The organism is Streptomyces sp. NPDC039465 (assembly GCF_055639315.1).
The window spans coordinates 121,576-141,221 of the sequence record NZ_JBVKAP010000007.1 but is presented as its reverse complement, the minus strand read 5'-3'; the positions used below and the strand labels follow the sequence as shown (position 1 = coordinate 141,221).

Sequence of the window (19,646 nt, the reverse complement as noted above, 5' to 3'; positions counted from 1 at the left end):
CAGATCCGGACAACAGATCCGGCCCCACGCACACCGCTTTCGGTGAAATAGGAGACATACCGTGACTTCGGCTGTGACCATTCCCAGGCACGGGGGTACTGGAGAGCGTACGGCCGTCGCCGCGCGGGCTCGGCAGGTCGTCAAGGCGTACGGCTCCGGGGAGACCCGCGTCGTGGCCCTCGACCATGTCGATGTGGACATCGCCCGTGGCCAGTTCACCGCGATCATGGGTCCGTCGGGGTCCGGCAAGTCGACGCTGATGCACTGCCTGGCCGGTCTGGACTCCGTGACCGGCGGTCAGATCTTTCTCGACGAGACCGAGATCACCGGTCTCAGGGACAAGAAGCTGACCCAGCTGCGCCGGGACCGGATCGGCTTCATCTTCCAGGCGTTCAATCTGCTGCCGACGCTGAACGCGCTGGAGAACATCACGCTGCCGATGGACATAGCCGGCCGTAAGGCGGATCAGGCCTGGCTGAACCGGGTCGTGCAGACCGTCGGGCTCGGCGAGCGCCTCAAGCACCGCCCCAACCAGCTCTCCGGCGGCCAGCAGCAGCGGGTCGCCGTGGCCCGCGCGCTCGCCGCCCGGCCCGAGATCATCTTCGGTGACGAGCCCACCGGAAACCTGGACTCCCGCGCGGGCGCCGAAGTCCTCGGCTTCCTGCGCCAGTCGGTGGACGAGCTCGGCCAGACCATCGTCATGGTCACCCACGATCCGGTGGCCGCCTCCTACGCGGACCGGGTGCTCTACCTCGCCGACGGGCGGATCGTGGACGAGATGTACCGGCCGACCGCCGAAGCCGTGCTCGACCGCATGAAGGACTTCGACGCGCGCGGGCGGACCTCATGAGCGTGCTCAGAACCTCGCTGCGCAACTTCCTCGCCCACAAGGGCCGGATGGCGCTCTCCGCCGTGGCCGTGGTGCTCTCGGTGGCATTCGTGTCGGGCACGCTCGTCTTCACCGACACCATGAACACCACCTTCGACAAGCTGTTCGCGGCGACCGCGCCCGATGTCACCGTCAGCCCGAAGACGGCCGGGAGCGACGACGAGACCCCGCAGACCGGCCGCCCCGAGACCCTCCCGGCCTCGCTCGTAGGCCAGGTGGAGCGGGCCGAGGGCGTCAGGGCCGCCGAGGGCGCCGTCGTCTCGATGAGCGTCACCGTCGTGAACGCCGACGGCAAGAACGTCGGCCCCACCAGCGGCGCGCCCACCATCGCCGGCAACTGGACCCGTAACGACCTGCGGTCGATGGAGATCACCTCCGGCCACGCCCCGCACGGCCCCACCGACGTGATGGTCGACGCCGACACCGCCGAGAAGCACGGCCTGAAGCTCGGCGGCGAGCTGCGCACCATCGCCGTCACCGGCGACTTCAAGGCGAAGATTTCCGGCATCGTCTCCTTCAAGGTCACCAACCCGGGTGCCGCCGTCGTCTACTTCGACACCGCCACCGCCCAGCGTGAACTGCTCGGCAAGGAGGGCCTGTTCACCAATGTCGCGGTGGAGGCCGCGCCCGGTGTCAGCGACGAGACGCTGAAGCGGAACGTCGCCGCCGCCTTGGACGGCCCGTACACACTCCAGACCCAGCAGGAGGCCGCGGACGCCGGCCGGGAGGACGTCGGCTCGTTCCTGGACGTGATGAAGTACGCGATGCTCGGCTTCGCCGGGATCGCCTTCCTCGTCGGCATCTTCCTCATCGTCAACACCTTCTCGATGCTGGTGGCCCAGCGCACCCGCGAGATCGGTCTCATGCGGGCCATCGGATCGAGCCGTAAGCAGGTCAACCGCTCGGTCCTGGTCGAGGCGCTGCTGCTCGGCGTCGTGGGATCCGTCGCCGGCGTGGCCGCCGGGGTGGGGCTCGCCGTCGGTCTGATGGAGCTCATGTCGTCCATGGGCATGGAGCTGTCCACGCAGGACCTGACCGTGAAGTGGACCACCCCGGCCGTCGGTCTGGGCCTCGGTGTCGTCGTCACCGTCCTCGCCGCGTACATCCCGGCCCGCCGGGCCGGCAAGGTCTCCCCGATGGCGGCCCTCCGCGACGCCGGAACGCCCGCCGACGGCAAGGCCGGTCTGGTCCGGGGCGTGCTCGGCCTGGTCCTCACCGCCGGCGGGGCCGCGGCGCTGTGGACCGCCACGCAGGCCGAGAAGGCCGGTGTGGGCTCGCTCTGGCTCGGCCTCGGCGTCGTCCTGACCCTGATCGGCTTCATCGTCGTCGGCCCGCTGCTCGCGGGCGCGGTGGTCCGGGCCATCAGCGTGCTCGTGCTGCGGATGTTCGGGCCCGTGGGGCGGATGGCCGAGCGCAACGCGCTGCGCAACCCGCGCCGTACGGGAGCGACCGGCGCGGCCCTGATGATCGGTCTGGCGCTGGTGGCGTGCCTGTCGGTGGTCGGCTCGTCGATGGTCGCCTCGGCCACCGAGGAGCTGGACCGGTCGGTCGGCGCGGACTTCATCATCCAGTCCTCCAACGGCCAGCCGATCATGCCGCAGGCGCAGCGGGCGGTGGAGAAGACGGCCGGGCTCGACCATGTCACCGAGTACAAGTGGCTGAACGTCACCGTCACGGCGCCCGGCGGCAAGCCGGAGAAGGACGGCCTGACCGCCGCCGACCCGACCTACGTGCAGGACCTGCGGCGCGCGATGGTCGACGGCGAACTGTCCGCCGCGTACGGCGAGAACGCCATGTCCGTCGGCGACGACTACGCCACCAAGCACGGGGTGAAGGTCGGTGACACGCTCACGGTCGGCTTCCCCGGCGGCCGGACGGCGAAGCTCAAGGTCGCGGCGATCACCTCCGACGAGGGCAATGTCGACAAGGGCGCGATGTACACCAGCATCACGACCGCGGCGCGGTACCTCCCCGCCGACCGGATGCCCCAGAACATGATCATGTTCGCGACGGCGCAGGACGGCAAGGAGAGCGAGAGCTACGAGGCGCTCAAGAAGTCCCTCGCCGCCTACCCGCAGTACAAGGTGCAGAACCAGGCCGACTTCAAGCAGGACCTGAAGGACCAGGTCGGCCAGCTCCTCAACATCGTCTACGGGCTGCTGGCGCTGGCGATCATCGTCGCGGTGCTCGGTGTCGTGAACACGCTGGCCCTGTCGGTGGTGGAGCGGACCCGGGAGATCGGGCTGATGCGGGCGATCGGTCTGTCGCGGCGCCAGCTGCGCCGGATGATCCGTCTGGAGTCCGTCGTCATCGCCCTGTTCGGCGCGCTGCTCGGGCTCGGGCTGGGCATGGGCTGGGGCACCTCCGCGCAGCGGCTCCTCGCCCTGGAGGGCCTGGGTGTGCTGGAGATCCCCTGGCCGACGATCCTGACGGTCTTCGTGGGGTCGGCGTTCGTGGGCCTGTTCGCCGCGCTGGTCCCGGCGTTCCGGGCCGGGCGGATGAACGTCCTGGGCGCCATCGCCACGGACTGAGCGCTCCGCGGGAAGTCGAGTGCGTCATCCGCGCGCCGGCGGGGGTTGGTCGCGCAGTTCCCCGCGCCCCATTGGGGGGGATCCCGCACCGCGCTTCGACAAGACCGCTTGGCCCGGACCGGCGCGGACCGGTTCCGTAGGATTGGGTCTCGGCCCCGGTGAGCATCCTCCATGCTCACCGGGGCCGTTCTCATGCCCGATCCCGTGCCCGCGTCACCGGCGCCGCAGCACCACGTAGCCGCCCGCCTCGCCCTCCAGGGCCCAGCGGGCCTCCGGGTGCAGCCGCTTGGCGTACGCCACCGGATCGTCGAGGTCTTCGTTGCCCAGCGCGATGAACTGCGGGGTGATGCCGCGGGTGTCGCCGATCCAGAAGACCCGGCAGCGTGCGGTCAGCCGGGCGATCGGGCCGACGTTCGCCTCGACGGTGGCGCCGTCGGGGATCCGGTCGAGCAGCGCCTTCGCCGCCGCGACCCGCGCGGGCGGGCGGTAGGCCTCCGGCTTCGTGAGCATCGACAGCGGCAGCGAGGTCGTCAGGGCGAGCGCGACCGCCGCCGCGCAGGCCGGCAGGTGCGTCGCGTACGTCCGCAGCCACGGGCGCGGGCTGCGGCGCGAGATGTCCACGGCGTCGGCGAGGGCGAGCAGCAGGACGGGCATGAGGACGGCGTTGTAGTGCCAGTCCGTGGACCAGTAGTGGTCGTCGGCGGAGAGGAACCGCCAGCCCAGGGTGGGCAGGGCGGCAAGGAGCAGCGGGGAACGCAGGGCGAGCAGGCCGGTGGTGGGCAGCAGCAGCCACAGCAGGGTCCTGGTCTTGGTCTCCAGGCCGGTGGTGAGGGGGTTGCCCGTGCCGTCGAGCTTGCTCCAGTAGTCGTACGCCTCGGTGGTGTTGAACGCCGGGATCAGCACGGTCAGCGTCAGCAGGGTCGCCAGGATCCCGAAGGCGGCGGTGCCGATCGCGTAGGGCAGTACCCGCGGCCCGGACCGGCGCGCCCGCCAGGCCACCACCAGCGCGAGCGCGGCGACGGTGGCGCCGAGGTCCTCCTTGACCAGGACCAGCGGCAGCGCCCACAGCAGGGCGGCCCGCCACCGCCCGCGCAGGACGGCCTCCAGGGAGAACGCGATCAGTGGGACGGCGAAGGCGATCTCGTGGAAGTCGAAGTCGACGGCCCGCTGGACGCCCCAGGACAGCCCGTACGCCACCCCCAGGGCGGGGCCCCCGCCCCGGCCGAGGAGCCGGGTGGCCGCCCTCGTGACGGGGATCGCCGACAGCGCGAACAGGGCGGCCTGGGCGACGAGGAGGGTGACGGGGGTGGGGAAGAGCCGGTAGGCGGGGGCGAGCAGCGCGGTCACCGGGCTGAAGTGGTCGCCGAGGATGTGCGTGCCGGGCCCTTTGAGGTCGGCGACGGGGGCCTGGAGGTGGGCGTAGGCGCGGACGGCCTGCTCGAAGATGCCCAGGTCCCAGGAGCGGGTGGCCAGGGCGTGGTGGCGCAGCACGGACAGGGTCGCGTAGGCGGCGAAGAGCAGCGCGGCGAGGGCGTACGGGTACGTGTCGCGCCGGCGCCGCACGGGCGGCGCCGGGGGGTGTGCCGGGGCGGGGCCCGGCTCGGGTATCGCGCCGTTGCCGTCGCCGTCGTCTGCGTCGGTGACCGGTCCGGTGGTCGGCCCGGTTCCGGGCGGGTCGAGCAGGGCTCCTCGTATGCCGGTGTCCTTCACGTCAGCGCCGCCCGGGCGGCGTGCCCGACGGGCTGCCGGTGGTCGGGGCCTCCGTGGTGGGGGTGACGCTCGCCTCGCCGCCCGGGGTCGTCGGCGGCGGCGAGGACTGGGGCGGGGACACGGTCGCCGACCCGGCCGGCGGCGAGGTCGGTGTCACTGCGGGCGGGATCGACGGGGACACCGAAGCGGACGGCTCCCGCGGCTCCGAGGGGGACGGGGAGGGCGAGGGCGTGTCCGAGACCCCGGACGCGGGCAGCGCCGGCCCGTTCGTCTCCCGCAGCGAGACGGCCGCGCCCGTGCCCGCCAGGACGCACACCACGCACGCGGCGGCGGCCGCGACCCGGCGGGCCCGGCGCCGCATCCCGCGGACGGTGACCTGCGCGGCCGGCACGGGCACGATCCGCCGCCCGCCGGCCGCGGCGGCCCGCTTGAGGGCGCGGGCCAGCGGGTCGTCCCCGGAGGGACGGAGCTCGGGCTCAGACACGGTGGTCCTCCTCGGGGGTCAGCTGGGGTGCGAGGGCGGCGCGGGCGCGGAAGAGATGGGTCTTGACCGTGCCGGCCGAGACCCCGGTCTCGGCGGCTATCTGCTCGACGGTCAGGTCGCACACGTAGTGCAGGACGGCGACCCGCCGCTGCCGGTCGGGCAGCGTGCGCAGCGCCGCGACCAGGGCGACCGTGTCCGGGTCGGGCGGGGGCGCCGAGGCGTCCTGGGCGGCCCCGTGCCGCCGCCACGCCTCCACGGCCCGGCCCCGGCGCCGCCAGCGGCTGACCGCGAGCCGCCAGGCCACCGTCCGGATCCACGCCTCGGGCCCGGCGGCCCGGGACAGCTTGGCGCGCCGCCCCCAGGCCCGTACGAACGCCTCCTGGACGACGTCCTGCGCCTCGTGGAGGTCGCCCGTCATCAGATAGACCTGCCCCACCAGCTGCGTGACGGAGTGAGCGTAGAACTCCTCGAACTCCTCGACGGTCAATGCGGTCTCCTGGTGGTCGGACAGGTCTCATGGTCTGTACGCCTGGGCGGGGCGATTCGGTTGACACGGTGGCGCGAGAGGTCTGGGCGTAGTCTGGGAACCCCCGGCCCGTACGACGTGTCGGGCGGTTCGCGTTGCCCAGCGCTGACCGAGATGCCCAGTTCGGCCACCCCGGATGGAACACCCATGAGCCTGCACGGTCTGCTCGACGCCGTCGTACGAGACGCGGCCCTCGCCGAAGCGGTGAAGGCCGCCGCCGACGGCAACCGTATGCACGTCGACCTGGTCGGCCCGCCGGCGGCCCGCCCCTTCGCGGTGGCGGCGCTGGCCCGGGAGGCCGGGCGGCCGGTGCTCGCCGTGACCGCGACCGGCCGGGAGGCCGAGGACCTGGCGGCGGCGCTGCGCGGCCTGCTCGACCCGGACACGGTCGTGGACTACCCCTCCTGGGAGACGCTGCCGCACGAGCGGCTCTCGCCCCGCTCCGACACCGTCGGCCGCCGGCTCGCGGTGCTGCGCCGGCTCTCCCACCCGTCGCCGGACGACCCGGCCGCCGGTCCCGTGTCGGTGGTCGTGGCGCCCGTACGGTCGGTGCTCCAGCCGCAGGTCAAGGGGCTCGGCGAGCTGGAGCCGGTGGCACTGCGGACCGGTCAGCAGGCCGATCTGAACGAGATCGTGGAGGGGCTGGTGGCGGCCGCGTACGCGCGCGTGGAGCTGGTCGAGAAGCGCGGCGAGTTCGCGGTGCGCGGCGGGATCCTGGACGTGTTCCCGCCCACCGAGGAGCATCCGCTGCGGATCGAGTTCTGGGGCGACGACGTCGAGGAGATCCGTTACTTCAAGGTCGCCGACCAGCGGTCCCTTGAGATCGCCGAGCACGGCCTGTGGGCGCCACCCTGCCGGGAGCTGCTGCTGACGGACTCGGTGAAGGAGCGGGCCGCCGCGCTCGCCGAGGCCCACCCCGAGCTGGGCGAACTCCTCGGCAAGATCGCCGAGGGGATCGCCGTCGAGGGCATGGAGTCCCTCGCGCCGGTCCTGGTGGACGACATGGAGCTGCTGCTCGACGTGCTGCCGGCGGGTTCGATGGCGGTGGTCTGCGACCCGGAGCGGGTGCGGACGAGGGCGGCGGACCTCGTCGCGACGAGCCAGGAGTTCCTGCAGGCGTCCTGGGCGGCCACGGCCGGCGGCGGCCAGGCCCCGATCGACGTCGGCGCGGCGTCGCTGTGGGGGATCGCGGACGTACGGGACCGGGCGCGCGAGCTCGGCATGATGTGGTGGTCCGTCTCGCCCTTCGCAGTCGATGAGGAGCTCGACGCCGACACTCTCAAGCTCGGGATGCACGCCCCGGAGTCGTACCGCGGCGACACCGCCCGGGCGCTCGCCGACACCAAGGGCTGGCTCGCCGACGGCTGGCGGACCGTGTTCGTGACGGAGGCGCACGGCCCGGCGGCCCGTACGGTCGAGGTCCTCGGCGGCGAGGGCATCCCGGCCCGGCTCGACGCCGACCTCGGGGAGCTGTCCCCGGCACTGGTGCACGTGGCGTGCGGCTCGATCGACTACGGCTTCGTCGACCCGGCGCTGAAGCTGGCCGTGCTGACCGAGACGGACCTGTCAGGCCAGAAGGCGGCCGGCAAGGACGGGCAGCGGATGCCGACCCGGCGCCGCAAGCAGATCGACCCGCTGACCCTGGAGGTCGGCGACTACATCGTGCACGAGCAGCACGGCGTCGGCCGGTACATCGAGATGGTGCAGCGGACCGTGCAGGGCGCGACCCGCGAGTACCTGCTGGTGGAGTACGCGCCGGCCAAGCGCGGCCAGCCCGGCGACCGGCTGTACATCCCCACCGACCAGCTGGAGCAGGTCACCAAGTACGTCGGCGGGGAGGCCCCGACCCTGCACCGGCTCGGCGGCGCCGACTGGACGAAGACGAAGGCGCGCGCCAAGAAGGCCGTCAAGGAGATCGCCGCCGACCTGATCAAGCTCTACAGCGCCCGGATGGCGGCGCCCGGCCATGCCTTCGCCCCGGACACGCCCTGGCAGCGGGAGCTGGAGGACGCCTTCCCGTACGCGGAGACCCCCGACCAGCTCTCCACGATCGCCGAGGTCAAGGACGACATGGAGAAGACGGTCCCCATGGACCGGCTGATCTGCGGCGACGTCGGCTACGGCAAGACCGAGATCGCGGTGCGGGCGGCGTTCAAGGCCGTCCAGGACGGCAAGCAGGTCGCCGTGCTCGTGCCGACGACGCTGCTGGTGCAGCAGCACTTCGGCACGTTCTCCGAGCGGTATTCGCAGTTCCCGGTCGTCACACGCGCGCTCAGCCGTTTCCAGTCGGACACCGAGGCGAAGGCGACGATGGAGGGGCTGCGGGACGGCTCGGTCGACGTCGTCATCGGCACGCACCGGCTGTTCTCGTCCGAGACGAAGTTCAAGGACCTCGGCCTGGTCATCGTCGACGAGGAGCAGCGCTTCGGTGTCGAGCACAAGGAGCAGCTGAAGAAGCTCCGCGCCAATGTGGACGTGCTGACGATGTCCGCCACCCCGATCCCGCGGACGCTGGAGATGGCGGTCACCGGCATCCGCGAGATGTCGACGATCACCACCCCGCCGGAGGAGCGGCACCCGGTTCTCACCTTCGTCGGCCCGTACGAGGAGAAGCAGATCGGTGCCGCGATCCGGCGTGAGCTGCTGCGCGAGGGCCAGGTCTTCTACATCCACAACCGGGTCGAGTCGATCGACCGGGCCGCGGCCCGGCTGCGGGAGATCGTGCCCGAGGCGCGGATCGCCACCGCCCACGGGCAGATGGGCGAGAGCCAGCTGGAGCAGGTCGTCGTCGACTTCTGGGAGAAGAAGTTCGACGTGCTGGTGTCGACGACGATCGTCGAGTCCGGCATCGACATCTCCAACGCCAACACCCTGATCGTCGAGCGCGGCGACAACTTCGGCCTGTCGCAGCTGCACCAGCTGCGCGGCCGGGTCGGCCGTGGCCGGGAGCGCGGCTACGCCTACTTCCTCTACCCGCCGGAGAAGCCGCTGACGGAGACCGCGCACGAGCGGCTCGCCACGATCGCCCAGCACACGGAGATGGGCGCGGGCATGTATGTGGCGATGAAGGACCTGGAGATCCGCGGCGCGGGCAATCTGCTCGGTGGCGAGCAGTCCGGTCACATCGCGGGCGTCGGCTTCGACCTGTACGTACGGATGGTCGGCGAGGCCGTCGCGGACTACCGCGCGTCCCTGGAGGGCGGTGTGGAGGAGGAGCCGCCGCTGGAGGTGAAGATCGAGCTGCCGGTCGACGCGCACGTCCCGCACGACTACGCGCCGGGCGAGCGGCTGCGTCTGCAGGCCTACCGCGCGATCGCCGCCGCCAACTCCGAGGACGACATCAAGGCGGTCCGCGAGGAGCTCACCGACCGCTACGGCAAGCTGCCGGAGCCGGTGGAGAACCTGCTTCTCGTCGCGGGTCTGCGGATGCTGGCGCGGGCGTGCGGCGTCGGCGAGATCGTCCTGCAGGGGCCGAACATCCGCTTCGCGCCGGTGGAGTTGCGGGAGTCGCAGGAGCTGCGGCTGAAGCGGCTGTACCCGCGTACGGTGATCAAGGCGCCGACGCACCAGATCCTGGTGCCGCGCCCGACGAGCGGCCAGATCGGCGGGAAGCCGGTGGTGGGCCGCGAACTGCTGGCGTGGACCGGGGAGTTCCTGACGACGATCCTGGGATCGTAGGTCTCGTAGGTCTTTTTGTAGGAGGAGCCCGGGGGCCGGCGCCGAGTGCGGCCGGCCCCCGGACCTTCCGTCAGAGCGTGTCGAGGTCGACGGCCCGGGCCATCGCGCGGTACCCGGCGTCGTTCGGGTGCAGATGGTCGCCGAAGTCGTACGCGGGCAGGAGGCGGCTCGTGCCCTTCGGGTCCAGCGCCCGGTCGAAGTCGATCACCGCGTCGTACGCGCCGGACGTGCGGATCCAGTCGTTGACCGCCTGGCGCTTGGCCTCGTTGGCCGGGGTGTAGTAGGACGAGCCCCCGACGGGGGTCAGGGTCGCGCCGATCACCTTGAGCCCCTTGGCGCGGGCCTGACGGATCAGCTCCTTGTGGCCCTCTATCAGCTTGTCGGCCGAGACCTCGGGGGTGGGGCCGCCGGGGAAGTCCCGCCAGCCGCTGCCGCCGATGTCGTTGAGGCCTTCCAGCACGATGACCGTGCGCACGCCCCGCTCGGTGAGGACGTCCTTCTTGAAGCGGGCGATGCCCTTCTCACCGGCCCACACCGTGTCGTTGGTGACCTGGTTGCCGCCGATCCCGTGGTTGAGGACGCTGCGCGGCTTCCCGGCGGCCGCGAGGCGCTCGGCCAGCTCGTCGGGGTAGCGGTTGTTCGTGTCCGTCGAGGAGCCCACGCCGTCGGTGATGGAGTCGCCGAAGGTCACGATCCCGTCCCCGCGTGCGGCCTTACCACCCGAGACCTCGACACCGGTGAGGTAGTACCAGGAGCTGCTGGTCTCCTGGAACGCCGCGGTGCCACCGTCGAAGCGGTGGTCTCCGCGCGCCCGGTAGCTCGTGGCGGCGGCGGCCGTGTGGAAGGTCGCGGGCCCGGTCGGCCCCGCCAGGTAGAGCGTGACGGTAACGGACTCGAGGGCCTTGGCCTTGAACGGCACGCCGTCGCTCAGCACCGTGCCGCCGGCCGGGATGGTGACGGACCGGCCCTTGCCGAAGGACAGCTGCCGTACGGAGCCCGCCTTCACCCCGGCGCCCTCGGTGGTGCGGGCGATCGTCGCTCCGGTGATCCGCAGCGGGGTCGTGCCGTAGCGGTTGGACAGTTCGATACGGGCCTTGGTGCCGCCGGTGGTGAGGCGGACGACCTGGCGGACGGTGTGGTCCGAGAAGCCCGCCTGAGACCAGTTGGGGCCGAAGGGTGCCGTCGGCGACTGCGGCGACGTCGCCCACCCGCCGCGCCACCCGCCGTCGCCGTGCGCGGCCGCGACAGCGACGGAGCCGCCGACCGGCTCTCCCGCGCCGAGGACCGGCAGCGCGGTCAGGGTGGCCGCGGCGAACAGCGCAACTCCCGTACGCCGTAAGGAAGTCCTGGAATTCATGGTCCCGCCCCTCGTTCTGTTCCGAATCCGATCGACACTGATCGTGTGCAAGCGATCAGTGACAAGTGATGATCGACTTCGGTTATTCCGTGAGGGCTACGGGTCTTCTGGCTTCAGGGCTTGAAGTGGCGGACGTACCGCTTCTGCCAGGGCGTCTCGACCGACTTCGCGTCGTAGTTGTCGCGGACGTACTGCACCGCCCGGGCGGCCGGGACCCCGTCGATGACGGCGAGGCAGGCCAGAGCGGTGCCGGTGCGGCCGCGGCCGCCGAAGCAGGCGACCTCGACGCGTTCGGTGGCCGCCCGGTCCCATGCCTCGCCGAGGATCGCGCGGGCCGTCGTCCGGTTGGTGGGGACCCAGAAGTCCGGCCAGTGGATCCAGACCGCCTCCCAGTCGACCTCCGGCGGCCGCTTGCCGAGCAGATAGACCGCGTAGTCCGGGTGCGGCCCGGGCGGCAGGGGCTCGCGCAGACCGCGCCCGCGGATGAGCCGGCCGGAGGGCAGAGGAAGGATCCCCGGGGTGGTCGGGTCCCAGGTGTCGCTCGTCATCGTGGTCCTCCGGGATCGCGAAGATGCTGATCGTCGTCCGTACTGAACAACAACCCGGCCAGGGCCCGGAATACTTCCGCCGGGTCCTGGCCGCCGACCGGCCCGGTCAGGTTGTGACTGAGCAGCAGCGTCGCGAAGCCGTGCGCCAGGGACCAGGCGGCGACCCCCGCGAGCCGCGCGTCGGGCCCGCGGCCTTCGACGGGCAGGCCGGCGACCCCGGCCCGGAGCCCCTCCGCGGCGCGGGCCTTCGCGGCCATCAGCTCCGGGTCGTCCGGCCGGTACAGATCGGGCTGGAACATCACCTGGAAATGGGCCGGATGCCCGACGGCGAAGCGTACGTACCGCACGCCCGCGTCCTTCAGGTCGTCCGCGTCGGCGAGGGTCCGGGCGAGGAGGTCGTAGCCCTCGGCGGCCACGGCCGTCAGCAGCCCGGCGCGGTCCTTGAAGTGGTGGGCGGGGGCGGCGTGCGAGACGCCCGCGCGGCGGGCGAGGTCGCGCAGGCTCAGGGCGGAGGGGCCGTCGGCGCGGATGACGTCGAGGGCGGCGCCGAGGACGGCCCGCCGCAGGTCGCCGTGGTGGTACGTACGCCGGTCCGGCTGCCGGTCCGTCTGCGGCTCCTCAGTCATGGGCTCACCCTATGCCTCACCGATGCCAAATCTAGTCATTGACAAGTTGGCGGGGCGGGCGCAATCTTGTCAGTGACAAGATGATTCGGTCGAGAAGGTCGACAAGACGGAGGTACCGCGGTGACCACCACGGATCCGGGACGTGTACGGCAGCTGTGGCATCTGCTGGAGCCCCTGCACGCCGTCGTCTACTACGCGCCGCAGGCCTTCGAGGAGGCCGCCGCGCTCGGCTACGCCACCGACGAGCGGTGGCCCAGCTACTTCGCCTGGCGGGCCGCCCCGCTGGGCGAGGCCGACGCAGGGCGGGTCGCCTCCGCCTTCTACAGCTTCCGGCCGGGCATGGTGGCGCGGTACGTGCCGGACGCCTGGCGGATCGCGGCCCCCGGCGACGTGCTCGCCGCCCGCTCGCGGGCCGTCGACCGCGTCTACCGGGACCTGCTGGGGGACGCGGTCGAGGGCCCCGCCCTCGCCGAGGCCGCCGTACTGGCCCGCCGCGCCGCCGAGGCCGCGGTCACCGCCGGGCGCCCCCTGGCCGCCGCCAACGCCGAGCTCGCCTGGCCCGAGCCCGCGCACCTCCTGCTCTGGCAGGCCGCCACGATCCTGCGCGAGCACCGCGGCGACGGCCATCTGGCTGCCCTGCTGCTCGCCGGGCTCGACCCGGTCGAAGCGCTGGTCTCCTTCGCGGCCGTCGGCGCGGCGCCGCGCGAAGTCTTCGCGAGCCGCGGCTGGAGCGAGGAGGAGTGGGCGGCCGCGCACGACCGGCTCGTCGCGCGCGGACTCCTGGCGCCCGACGGCACGGCGACCGAGGCCGGCCGGGCCCTGCGCGACGAGGTCGAACGGCGCACGGACACCCTGGCCGCGGGCCCCTGGGACGCCCTGGGCCCCGAGGACACCACTCGCCTCGCGGACCTGCTCGGCGAGCCCTGGCTCGCGGTCATCGGCTCGGGCCTGCTCCCGGCCGAGAACACCCTCGGCATCGGCAAGATCTGAGCGCGGGGCCACGGGTCCCGGGGCGGCCCGCGATCGCCGTACGGCCGGGGGCTGCCCGGGCCCAAGAACGGCACCGTCCGCGGAGGCGGGAACGCGCTCCGCGGACGGGTGTGAGGGGGAGCCGTCAGGTCGGGGGCTGGTCCCGCCGGTCGCGCATGCCGAGGCGGTCCTCCACCTGCTGCTGACCCTGATCGACCTTGTCCTCGTACTTGCCGCCGGTCCTCTCGTTCATCTTCCGTTCAGCGGCGTCGGACGCCTGGCCGGCCTTGTCCTGATGCTGGCCCAGCATGTCCTTGAGCTTGTCCATGATCCCCATGTGTGGCTCCTTCGGAAGGGGACATACAGCGCATTCGACGCTACGCGCCTCGCTCCGAATCCGCGCGCCGAAACCCAAGTGGTCTGGACCACGGGGGTGTCTGGCTAAGATCCCCCGGTGCCCACGTATCGAACGGCCGCCCCCGCCGCCCTCCTCGCCGCCGCCGTCCTCGCAACGTCCGCGTGCACGACGGAAGGCGGCTCCCCCGGCGGGGAGCGCGGGGCGCCGGCCGCACGCGGCTCCGCGCTCGCGGCCGTGGACACCCTCACCGTCAAGGGCCGCGCCCCCAGGACCGGCTACGCCCGCGAGGAGTTCGGCCGCGCCTGGACGGACGTCGACCGCAATGGCTGCGGCACCCGCGACGACATACTCAAGCGTGATCTGACCGGCGTCACCTTCAAGGACGGGCGGTGCAAGGTCGCCTCCGGAACCCTCGCCGAGGACCCGTACACCGGCCGGAGCGTCACCTTCACCCGAGGCCGCAGCAGGGTGGACATCGACCATGTCGTGGCCCTGTCGGACGCCTGGCAGAAGGGCGCGCACAAGTGGGACGCGGGAAAGCGGACGCGTTTCGCCAACGACCCGCTGAACCTCCTCGCCGTCGACTCCACCGCCAACCGCCGCAAAAGCGACGGCGACACCGCGACCTGGCTACCGCCCCACAAGGCCTATCGCTGCGCATATGTGGCCCGGCAGGTGGCGGTGAAGAGGAAGTACGGGGTGTGGGTGACCGCGAGTGAGCGGGACGCGATGAAGCGCGTGCTGGGCGGCTGCCCGCAACAGGCTTTGCCGTAGGACCCGTTGGCGGCGGGAAAATCCCTTGGGGTGTGGCGGAGGGCTGGCTAGCCTGCCCCGATGCACGTGAACATAACCACCCTCGCGGAGCGCCCGCAGCTCCAGGGCCCGCTGTGGCAGATGATCGACCTCTGGCCGGAGTTCATGCTCCACGACCCGATCGGCTGGGCGAACATCGGGCGCATCGTCGCCGAGCTGCCCGAGTACGTCCTGGTCGCCACCGACGCCGACGACAAGGTGGTGGCGCGGGCGTTCAGCGTCCCCTTCCAGCTCGGGGCGCAGGGGCGCGGGGAGTTGCCGGCCACGGGCTGGGACCAGGTGCTGCTGTGGGCCTTCTCGGATCTGCGGCACGGGCGCATCCCCGACACGGTGAGCGCCATCGAGGTCGCCGTCGACGAGGGCGTCCAGGGCACGGGGCTCTCGGCGCGGATGCTCGCCGCCATGCGGGACAACGCCCGGGCGCTCGGCTTCCGTGAGGTCGTCGCCCCGGTGCGGCCCAGCGCCAAGCACCGCGAACCGGGAACGTCCATCGAGGAGTACGCCTTCCGTACGCGCCCCGAGGACGGGCTGCCCTACGACCCGTGGCTGCGCGTCCACGTCCGCGCGGGCGCCACCGTCGAGGCGATCGCCCCGGCGTCGATGACGATCGCCGCCTCGGTGGGCCAGTGGCGGGAGTGGACGGGGCTGCCCTTCGACGTCGACGGGCCCGTCGAGGTGGAGGGTGCGCTGGTGCCGGTGCACTGCGAGGCGAGCCGCGGCTACGCGGTCTACGTCGAGCCGAACGTCTGGGTCCGCCACCGGCTGTGAACGCCCCGCGCCCGGGAGCGCCACCGAGGCGGTCTCCCGGGCCCCGGGTGCCGGGGCCGCACGTCGGCCCCTGCCGGAGCTGATCAGTTCAACAACGGTTCGGTACAACCCGGGAGCTGTTGTCGGCGTCGGTGTATAGGCTCGACTCCGCACCCGACTCACCGCCCAGGAGCAGGAATGTACGGCCCCGGCCCCGGCTTCGCACCCCCACCGCCCCGTCGCCCGTCGACAGGAGTGGTGGTCGTGCTGCGTGTCCTGTTCACGCTGGTGCCGCTGATCAGCATCGGTTTCCTGACCGGCGTCACGGCGATGCGCATCGCGTTCGTGACGCGTCGCGTCCGGGACTGGGTCTACTTCGTCGTGTCCGTCGTCGTCACGATCGGCTCCGTCGCGTCCTTCCCGGACGACACGGACAGCACGCAGATGGACATCGCCATGTCCGTCCTGCTGCTGAACGCCGCCGCGGCCGCCGCGTACTTCCTCTACGCCGACATCCGCCACCACGAGCGGCTCGGCGCCCACCCCGGCGCCCAGCAGCCCGGCCGGCCGCCGTTCAACCCGTACGCGACCACCCTGCCGCCGCAGGGCGGGGGTTACGCCCCGCCGCAGCGCCAGACCGCACCGCAGCTCCCGCCGCAGCCCCAGCCCCAGCCGTACACACCGGCCCCCGCGCCCGCCCCGGCTCCCGCGCCCGCCCCGGCTCCCGCGCCCGCCCCCGCACCGCCGTCGCAGTCCCCCCGGATCAACCAGGTCCGTGCCGAGCTCGACGAGCTCAGTGATCTCCTCCGCAAGGAAGAGGGGAAGTGACCGGACGGGTCGTCGGGGGCCGGTACGAGCTGTCGACGCTCATCGGCCAGGGCGGCATGGGCCAGGTCTGGACGGCCTACGACGGCCGGCTCGACCGCCGCGTCGCCGTCAAGCTCCTGCGGCCCGACCGCATGGCCGCCGCCACCGGCGCCGACGAGATGCGGCGCCGGTTCGTCCGGGAATGCCGGGTCACCGCACAGGTCGACCACCCCGGTCTGGTCACCGTCCACGACGCCGGCAGCGACGGCGAGGACCTCTACCTCGTCATGCAGTACGTCGAGGGCGCCGACCTCGCCGGCCATCTCGCCGAGCACAACCCCTACCCCTGGCCCTGGGCCGTCTCCGTCGCCGCCCAGCTCTGCGCCGTCCTCGCGGCCGTCCACGCCGTCCCGATCGTCCACCGCGACCTGAAGCCGCGCAATGTGATGGTGAAGCCGGACGGCACGGTCACCGTCCTCGACCTCGGCGTCGCCTCCGTCCTCGACACCGACACCACACGCCTCACCCACACCGGCTTCCCCATCGGCACCCCCGCCTACATGGCCCCCGAACAGGCGATGGGCGGTGCTGTCGGCCCGTACACCGACCTGTACGCGCTCGGCGTGACCCTCTACGAACTCCTCAGCGGCAACGTCCCCTTCGCCGGCTCCACGGTCCTTGGCGTCCTCCACCGCCATCTGTACGAAGCCCCGGTGCCTGTCCGCCAGCTGCGCCCCGAGATCCCCGAGGCGCTCGAAGCGCTCGTGCTGCGGCTGCTCGCCAAGGACCCGCAGCACCGGCCGGCCGGCGTCCAGGAGGTGTACGAGCACCTGCTGCCGCTGCTGCCCGCCCGCGGCACCCCGGCGGGACCGCTCGACCCGACCCGCCCCTTCCTGCGCCCCCACGCGCCCTGGCCCGACCGGGCCACCACCCCCGCGTCCGTACCGGCGCCACCGGCCACGCCCCCGGCCGGCGGCGGCCGCCCGGACGTCGCCGCCGCCGTCGACGAGGTCAAGCGCCTCCTCGGCGAGGGCAGCATCACCCAGGCCGTGGACATCCTCGGCCGCATCCTGCCGGCCGCGGCGGCCGAACACGGCGAACACTCCCCGGTCGTCCGGATCCTGCGCAAGCAGTACGCGACCACCCTCATGGACGACGGCCAGTACCGCCGCGCCCTGCCGGAGCTGCGCCGCCTCGCCGACGACCGGGCCGCCGAAGCGGGCTCGGCCGACCCGCAGACCCTCCAGTACCGCTACGACGCCGCGCTCTGCCTCGAACAGCTGGGGGAGACGGCCGCGGCCCTCGCCGAATACCGCGGCCTCCTGCCCTACCACCAGGCCCCGGGCGCCGACCCCGGCCGGGCCTTCGACATACGCCAGCGCATCGGGCAGCTGCTCCTCGCGACCGGCGACCACACCGCCGCCCAGCACCAGCTGCAGAACCTGCTCTACGACGCCGAGCGGACCTACGGCCCGTACCACCCCCTGCCCGGCGAACTGCGCCGCGCGCTGGAGCGCCAACGCCAGATGCGGGGCTAGGGCGTGTTCCGCCGGGGTCAGTCGACGCGGATGGCCAGCAGGCAGGCGTCGTCGTCGTGGCCCGAGCGTTCGTACCCCGCGGTGAGCCGGCCGATGACCGCCTCCGGCGCCATGCCGTCCATGGCGCCCAGCTCCCGCGTGAGGCGTTCGATGCCGTCGGTGATGTCCTCACCGCGGCGCTCGACCATGCCGTCCGTGTAGAGCAGCAGCAGATCGCCCGGACGCAGCGGGTACGACGACGTGTCGTACGCGTATCCGGGCAGCGCCCCCAGCAGCGGGCCGCGCTGATCGGTCGGCAGGGCGAAGGCGCTCCCTCCGCGCCGCAGCAGCGGGGCGGGGTGTCCGGCGTCCGCCCAGTGCAGCACCCGCTCCTCGTCGATGTGCCCGGCGATCACGGTCGCCGTCTCGCCCGAAGGGTCGCTGCACACCAGCTCGTTCAGCCAGGTCATGATCGCGCCGGGGGGTGAACCCGTCTGGGCGAGCCCCGCCAGCGCGTGCCGCTGCTGCGCCATCCGGGCAACGGCGTCGAGACCGTGGCCGCAGGCGTCCCCCATCGCCACGAGCACCCGGCCGTCCGGCAGCAGCCGGCACTTGTACCAGTCCCCGCCGACCGCGGCCTCCGACTCGGCCGGCAGATACGCGGCCGCCACCGTCAGTCCCACCGCGGCCAGCGCTTCGGAGTGCGTCGGCAGCAGCGCCTCGCGCAGCGACTCGGCGACCCGGCGCTCCGCGGCCGCCCGCTGGCGCAGCCGTTCCGTCTCCCGCTCGGTCTCGGCGAGCCGGCGCCGGCTGCGCATCTGCGGGGTCAGGTCGCGGGCGACCAGATGCAAGGCCCACGGCCGCCCGTCCGTACCGGCCACCGGACGCGCGAGCAGATCCAGCGTGCGTACCTCGCCGAGCACCAGGAAGCGGATCCGGGTCCAGGCGGGTTCCTCGCCCGCCAGCACGGCGGTGACGAACTCGCCGAAGGCCGTCATGTCCACCGGCAGCACGACGTCGCACAGCTCCTGCAAGGACCACGGAATGTGGGTCTCCACGCGGAAGATCCGCCCCAGCCCCTCCGACCAGGTCACCTTCCCCGACAGCAGATCCCAGTGGCCCCACCCCATCGACGCCAGGTGCTGCGCGTCGAGGGTGAGCAGCTCGGCCTGGCTGCGGACGGGACGCCAGGTCGCCAGCACCTCGTCGCCGCAGGACGCGGCGTAGTGGAGGAGCTGGGCGCGGTGCAGCCGGCCGTGCCGCTCCTCCGTGTAGTCCACGACGAGCCCGTCGAGGGCACGACCGGTCTTCAGCACGTCGGTCAGCGCGCCGAGCAGCCCGCTCGTGGCGGCACCGGGCCGGGCGGCCAGGAACCGCTGCCCCACCTGGCGGTCGGGGGCCTCCAGCCATTCGGCGGAACGGATGTGGTTGCCGGCCCGGATGACGAAGTCGGTGATCTGGTCGGCGTCGTCCCGTACGGGGGTCAGCAGCGCGGCGGAGACCGGGATGGCCGGCAGCGCGGCGCACACGCACGACCAGGGGGCGCGCGGCTCGATGCCCTCGTACGCCTGCCGGGCGCCATCGCCCTTTTCGCAGAGGCAGGTGAAGGAACGGGCGCCGCCGGGCTTGTGCGGCAGGGACAGCGTGTCGGCCTGGGCGGGGGAGGCGAGCGCCGCGGTCACGGCGGGCGGCTGCCGGGCCTCGGCCTTCCTCCGTACGTCCGCGCGAAGGGCGGCGACCTCCCGCTCGATGAGCGCTTTGAGGGAGGTCGCGTCGTCGGGCAGCGGAACGTTCATGGGACGCCTCGGGGAGACCTCGTGATCATGTCCCTACGAGCGTAGGCCGGGCCCCCAGGCCCCGCGAGCGCGGCGACGCGCTGGTGCGCGGCGGGGGCCCCGGGCGCCACGCCCCCCGCCGGGGCCGGTCCCGCACCGGTGGGCGGGACGGCCGCCCGAGGCAGCGGGTACGGCGTGACGGCGAGGGCCGTGTGCGCCGTCGCGCTCGGCGGTACGGGGTCGGCCCGCGAGCGCGGGCACGCGCCGCGGCCGGGCCGGCGCGCCCCCGCCCGCGCGCCCCCGCCCCCGCT

16 protein-coding genes are annotated in these 19,646 nt (G+C 72.9%); 8 read left to right on the top strand and 8 right to left on the bottom strand.

The window, feature by feature from the left end:
• Positions 1–61 precede the first annotated feature (61 nt).
• Together ACZ7LT_RS23420 and ACZ7LT_RS23415 are read left to right on the top strand one after the other, a co-directional pair.
• Positions 62–850, top strand: a complete 789-nt coding sequence (locus ACZ7LT_RS23420; RefSeq protein ID WP_471238025.1) for an ABC transporter ATP-binding protein — start codon at positions 62–64, stop codon at positions 848–850.
• Positions 847–3,420 carry an ABC transporter permease gene (locus ACZ7LT_RS23415; RefSeq protein ID WP_471238024.1) on the top strand — a complete coding sequence of 858 codons (2,574 nt, stop codon included), beginning with the start codon at positions 847–849 and terminating at the stop codon, positions 3,418–3,420. The genes ACZ7LT_RS23420 and ACZ7LT_RS23415 overlap by 4 nt, the downstream gene beginning before the upstream one ends.
• A 213-nt stretch (positions 3,421–3,633) precedes the next feature.
• On the opposite strand, the gene ACZ7LT_RS23410 is transcribed toward ACZ7LT_RS23415, so the two are convergent.
• The 3 genes from ACZ7LT_RS23410 to ACZ7LT_RS23400 are packed head-to-tail and all read right to left on the bottom strand — an operon-like array spanning position 3,634 to position 6,101.
• Positions 3,634–5,130 (bottom strand): DUF2079 domain-containing protein, encoded by a 1,497-nt coding sequence (locus ACZ7LT_RS23410; RefSeq protein ID WP_471238023.1) that lies wholly within the window; start codon positions 5,128–5,130, stop codon positions 3,634–3,636.
• Between the two features lies 1 nt (position 5,131).
• A complete protein-coding gene (locus ACZ7LT_RS23405) occupies positions 5,132–5,614 on the bottom strand; it encodes a hypothetical protein (protein WP_471238022.1) in 483 nt (160 codons plus the stop codon).
• Entirely contained in the window at positions 5,607–6,101 is a 495-nt protein-coding gene (locus ACZ7LT_RS23400; protein WP_471238021.1) for a SigE family RNA polymerase sigma factor, read from the bottom strand. Before ACZ7LT_RS23400 ends, ACZ7LT_RS23405 begins: the two co-directional genes overlap by 8 nt.
• Before the next feature lie 186 nt (positions 6,102–6,287).
• Between ACZ7LT_RS23400 and mfd the strand changes: the two genes are divergently transcribed.
• Positions 6,288–9,818, top strand: a complete 3,531-nt coding sequence (gene mfd / locus ACZ7LT_RS23395) for a transcription-repair coupling factor (RefSeq protein WP_471238020.1) — start codon at positions 6,288–6,290, stop codon at positions 9,816–9,818.
• Between the two features lie 70 nt (positions 9,819–9,888).
• Here the strand turns inward: mfd and ACZ7LT_RS23390 are convergent, their stop codons facing one another.
• From ACZ7LT_RS23390 to ACZ7LT_RS23380, 3 genes are all read right to left on the bottom strand, one after another.
• Complete coding sequence (locus ACZ7LT_RS23390) at positions 9,889–11,175, bottom strand: SGNH/GDSL hydrolase family protein (protein WP_471238019.1); 1,287 nt, start codon at positions 11,173–11,175, stop codon at positions 9,889–9,891.
• Positions 11,176–11,288: 113 nt separating this feature from the next.
• The gene (locus ACZ7LT_RS23385; RefSeq protein ID WP_471238018.1) at positions 11,289–11,723 is read right to left on the bottom strand and encodes a protein-tyrosine phosphatase family protein; all 435 of its coding nucleotides are present in this window, start codon (positions 11,721–11,723) and stop codon (positions 11,289–11,291) included.
• Positions 11,720–12,349, bottom strand: coding sequence for a TetR/AcrR family transcriptional regulator (locus ACZ7LT_RS23380; protein ID WP_471238017.1), 630 nt, complete (start codon positions 12,347–12,349; stop codon positions 11,720–11,722). The genes ACZ7LT_RS23385 and ACZ7LT_RS23380 overlap by 4 nt, the downstream gene beginning before the upstream one ends.
• A gap of 120 nt (positions 12,350–12,469) precedes the next feature.
• Here ACZ7LT_RS23380 and ACZ7LT_RS23375 point away from each other — a divergent pair, with 120 nt between their 5' ends.
• A complete protein-coding gene (locus ACZ7LT_RS23375) occupies positions 12,470–13,339 on the top strand; it encodes an SCO6745 family protein (RefSeq protein ID WP_471238016.1) in 870 nt (289 codons plus the stop codon).
• Between the two features lie 124 nt (positions 13,340–13,463).
• Here the strand turns inward: ACZ7LT_RS23375 and ACZ7LT_RS23370 are convergent, their stop codons facing one another.
• Positions 13,464–13,655, bottom strand: a complete 192-nt coding sequence (locus ACZ7LT_RS23370; RefSeq protein ID WP_471238015.1) for an antitoxin — start codon at positions 13,653–13,655, stop codon at positions 13,464–13,466.
• Positions 13,656–13,772: 117 nt separating this feature from the next.
• On the opposite strand from ACZ7LT_RS23370, the gene ACZ7LT_RS23365 reads away from it, so the two are divergent.
• From ACZ7LT_RS23365 to ACZ7LT_RS23350, 4 genes are all read left to right on the top strand, one after another.
• A complete protein-coding gene (locus ACZ7LT_RS23365) occupies positions 13,773–14,450 on the top strand; it encodes an HNH endonuclease family protein (RefSeq protein WP_471238014.1) in 678 nt (225 codons plus the stop codon).
• 60 nt (positions 14,451–14,510) lie between these two features.
• Positions 14,511–15,257, top strand: a complete 747-nt coding sequence (locus ACZ7LT_RS23360; RefSeq protein WP_471238013.1) for an N-acetyltransferase — start codon at positions 14,511–14,513, stop codon at positions 15,255–15,257.
• A gap of 243 nt (positions 15,258–15,500) precedes the next feature.
• Positions 15,501–16,064 carry a hypothetical protein gene (locus ACZ7LT_RS23355; RefSeq protein WP_471238012.1) on the top strand — a complete coding sequence of 188 codons (564 nt, stop codon included), beginning with the start codon at positions 15,501–15,503 and terminating at the stop codon, positions 16,062–16,064.
• Entirely contained in the window at positions 16,061–17,581 is a 1,521-nt protein-coding gene (locus tag ACZ7LT_RS23350; protein WP_471238011.1) for a protein kinase domain-containing protein, read from the top strand. The genes ACZ7LT_RS23355 and ACZ7LT_RS23350 overlap by 4 nt, the downstream gene beginning before the upstream one ends.
• Positions 17,582–17,598: 17 nt before the next feature.
• Here ACZ7LT_RS23350 and ACZ7LT_RS23345 read toward each other — a convergent pair whose 3' ends face one another.
• Positions 17,599–19,356 (bottom strand): PP2C family protein-serine/threonine phosphatase, encoded by a 1,758-nt coding sequence (locus ACZ7LT_RS23345; protein WP_471238010.1) that lies wholly within the window; start codon positions 19,354–19,356, stop codon positions 17,599–17,601.
• Positions 19,357–19,646 lie beyond the last annotated feature (290 nt).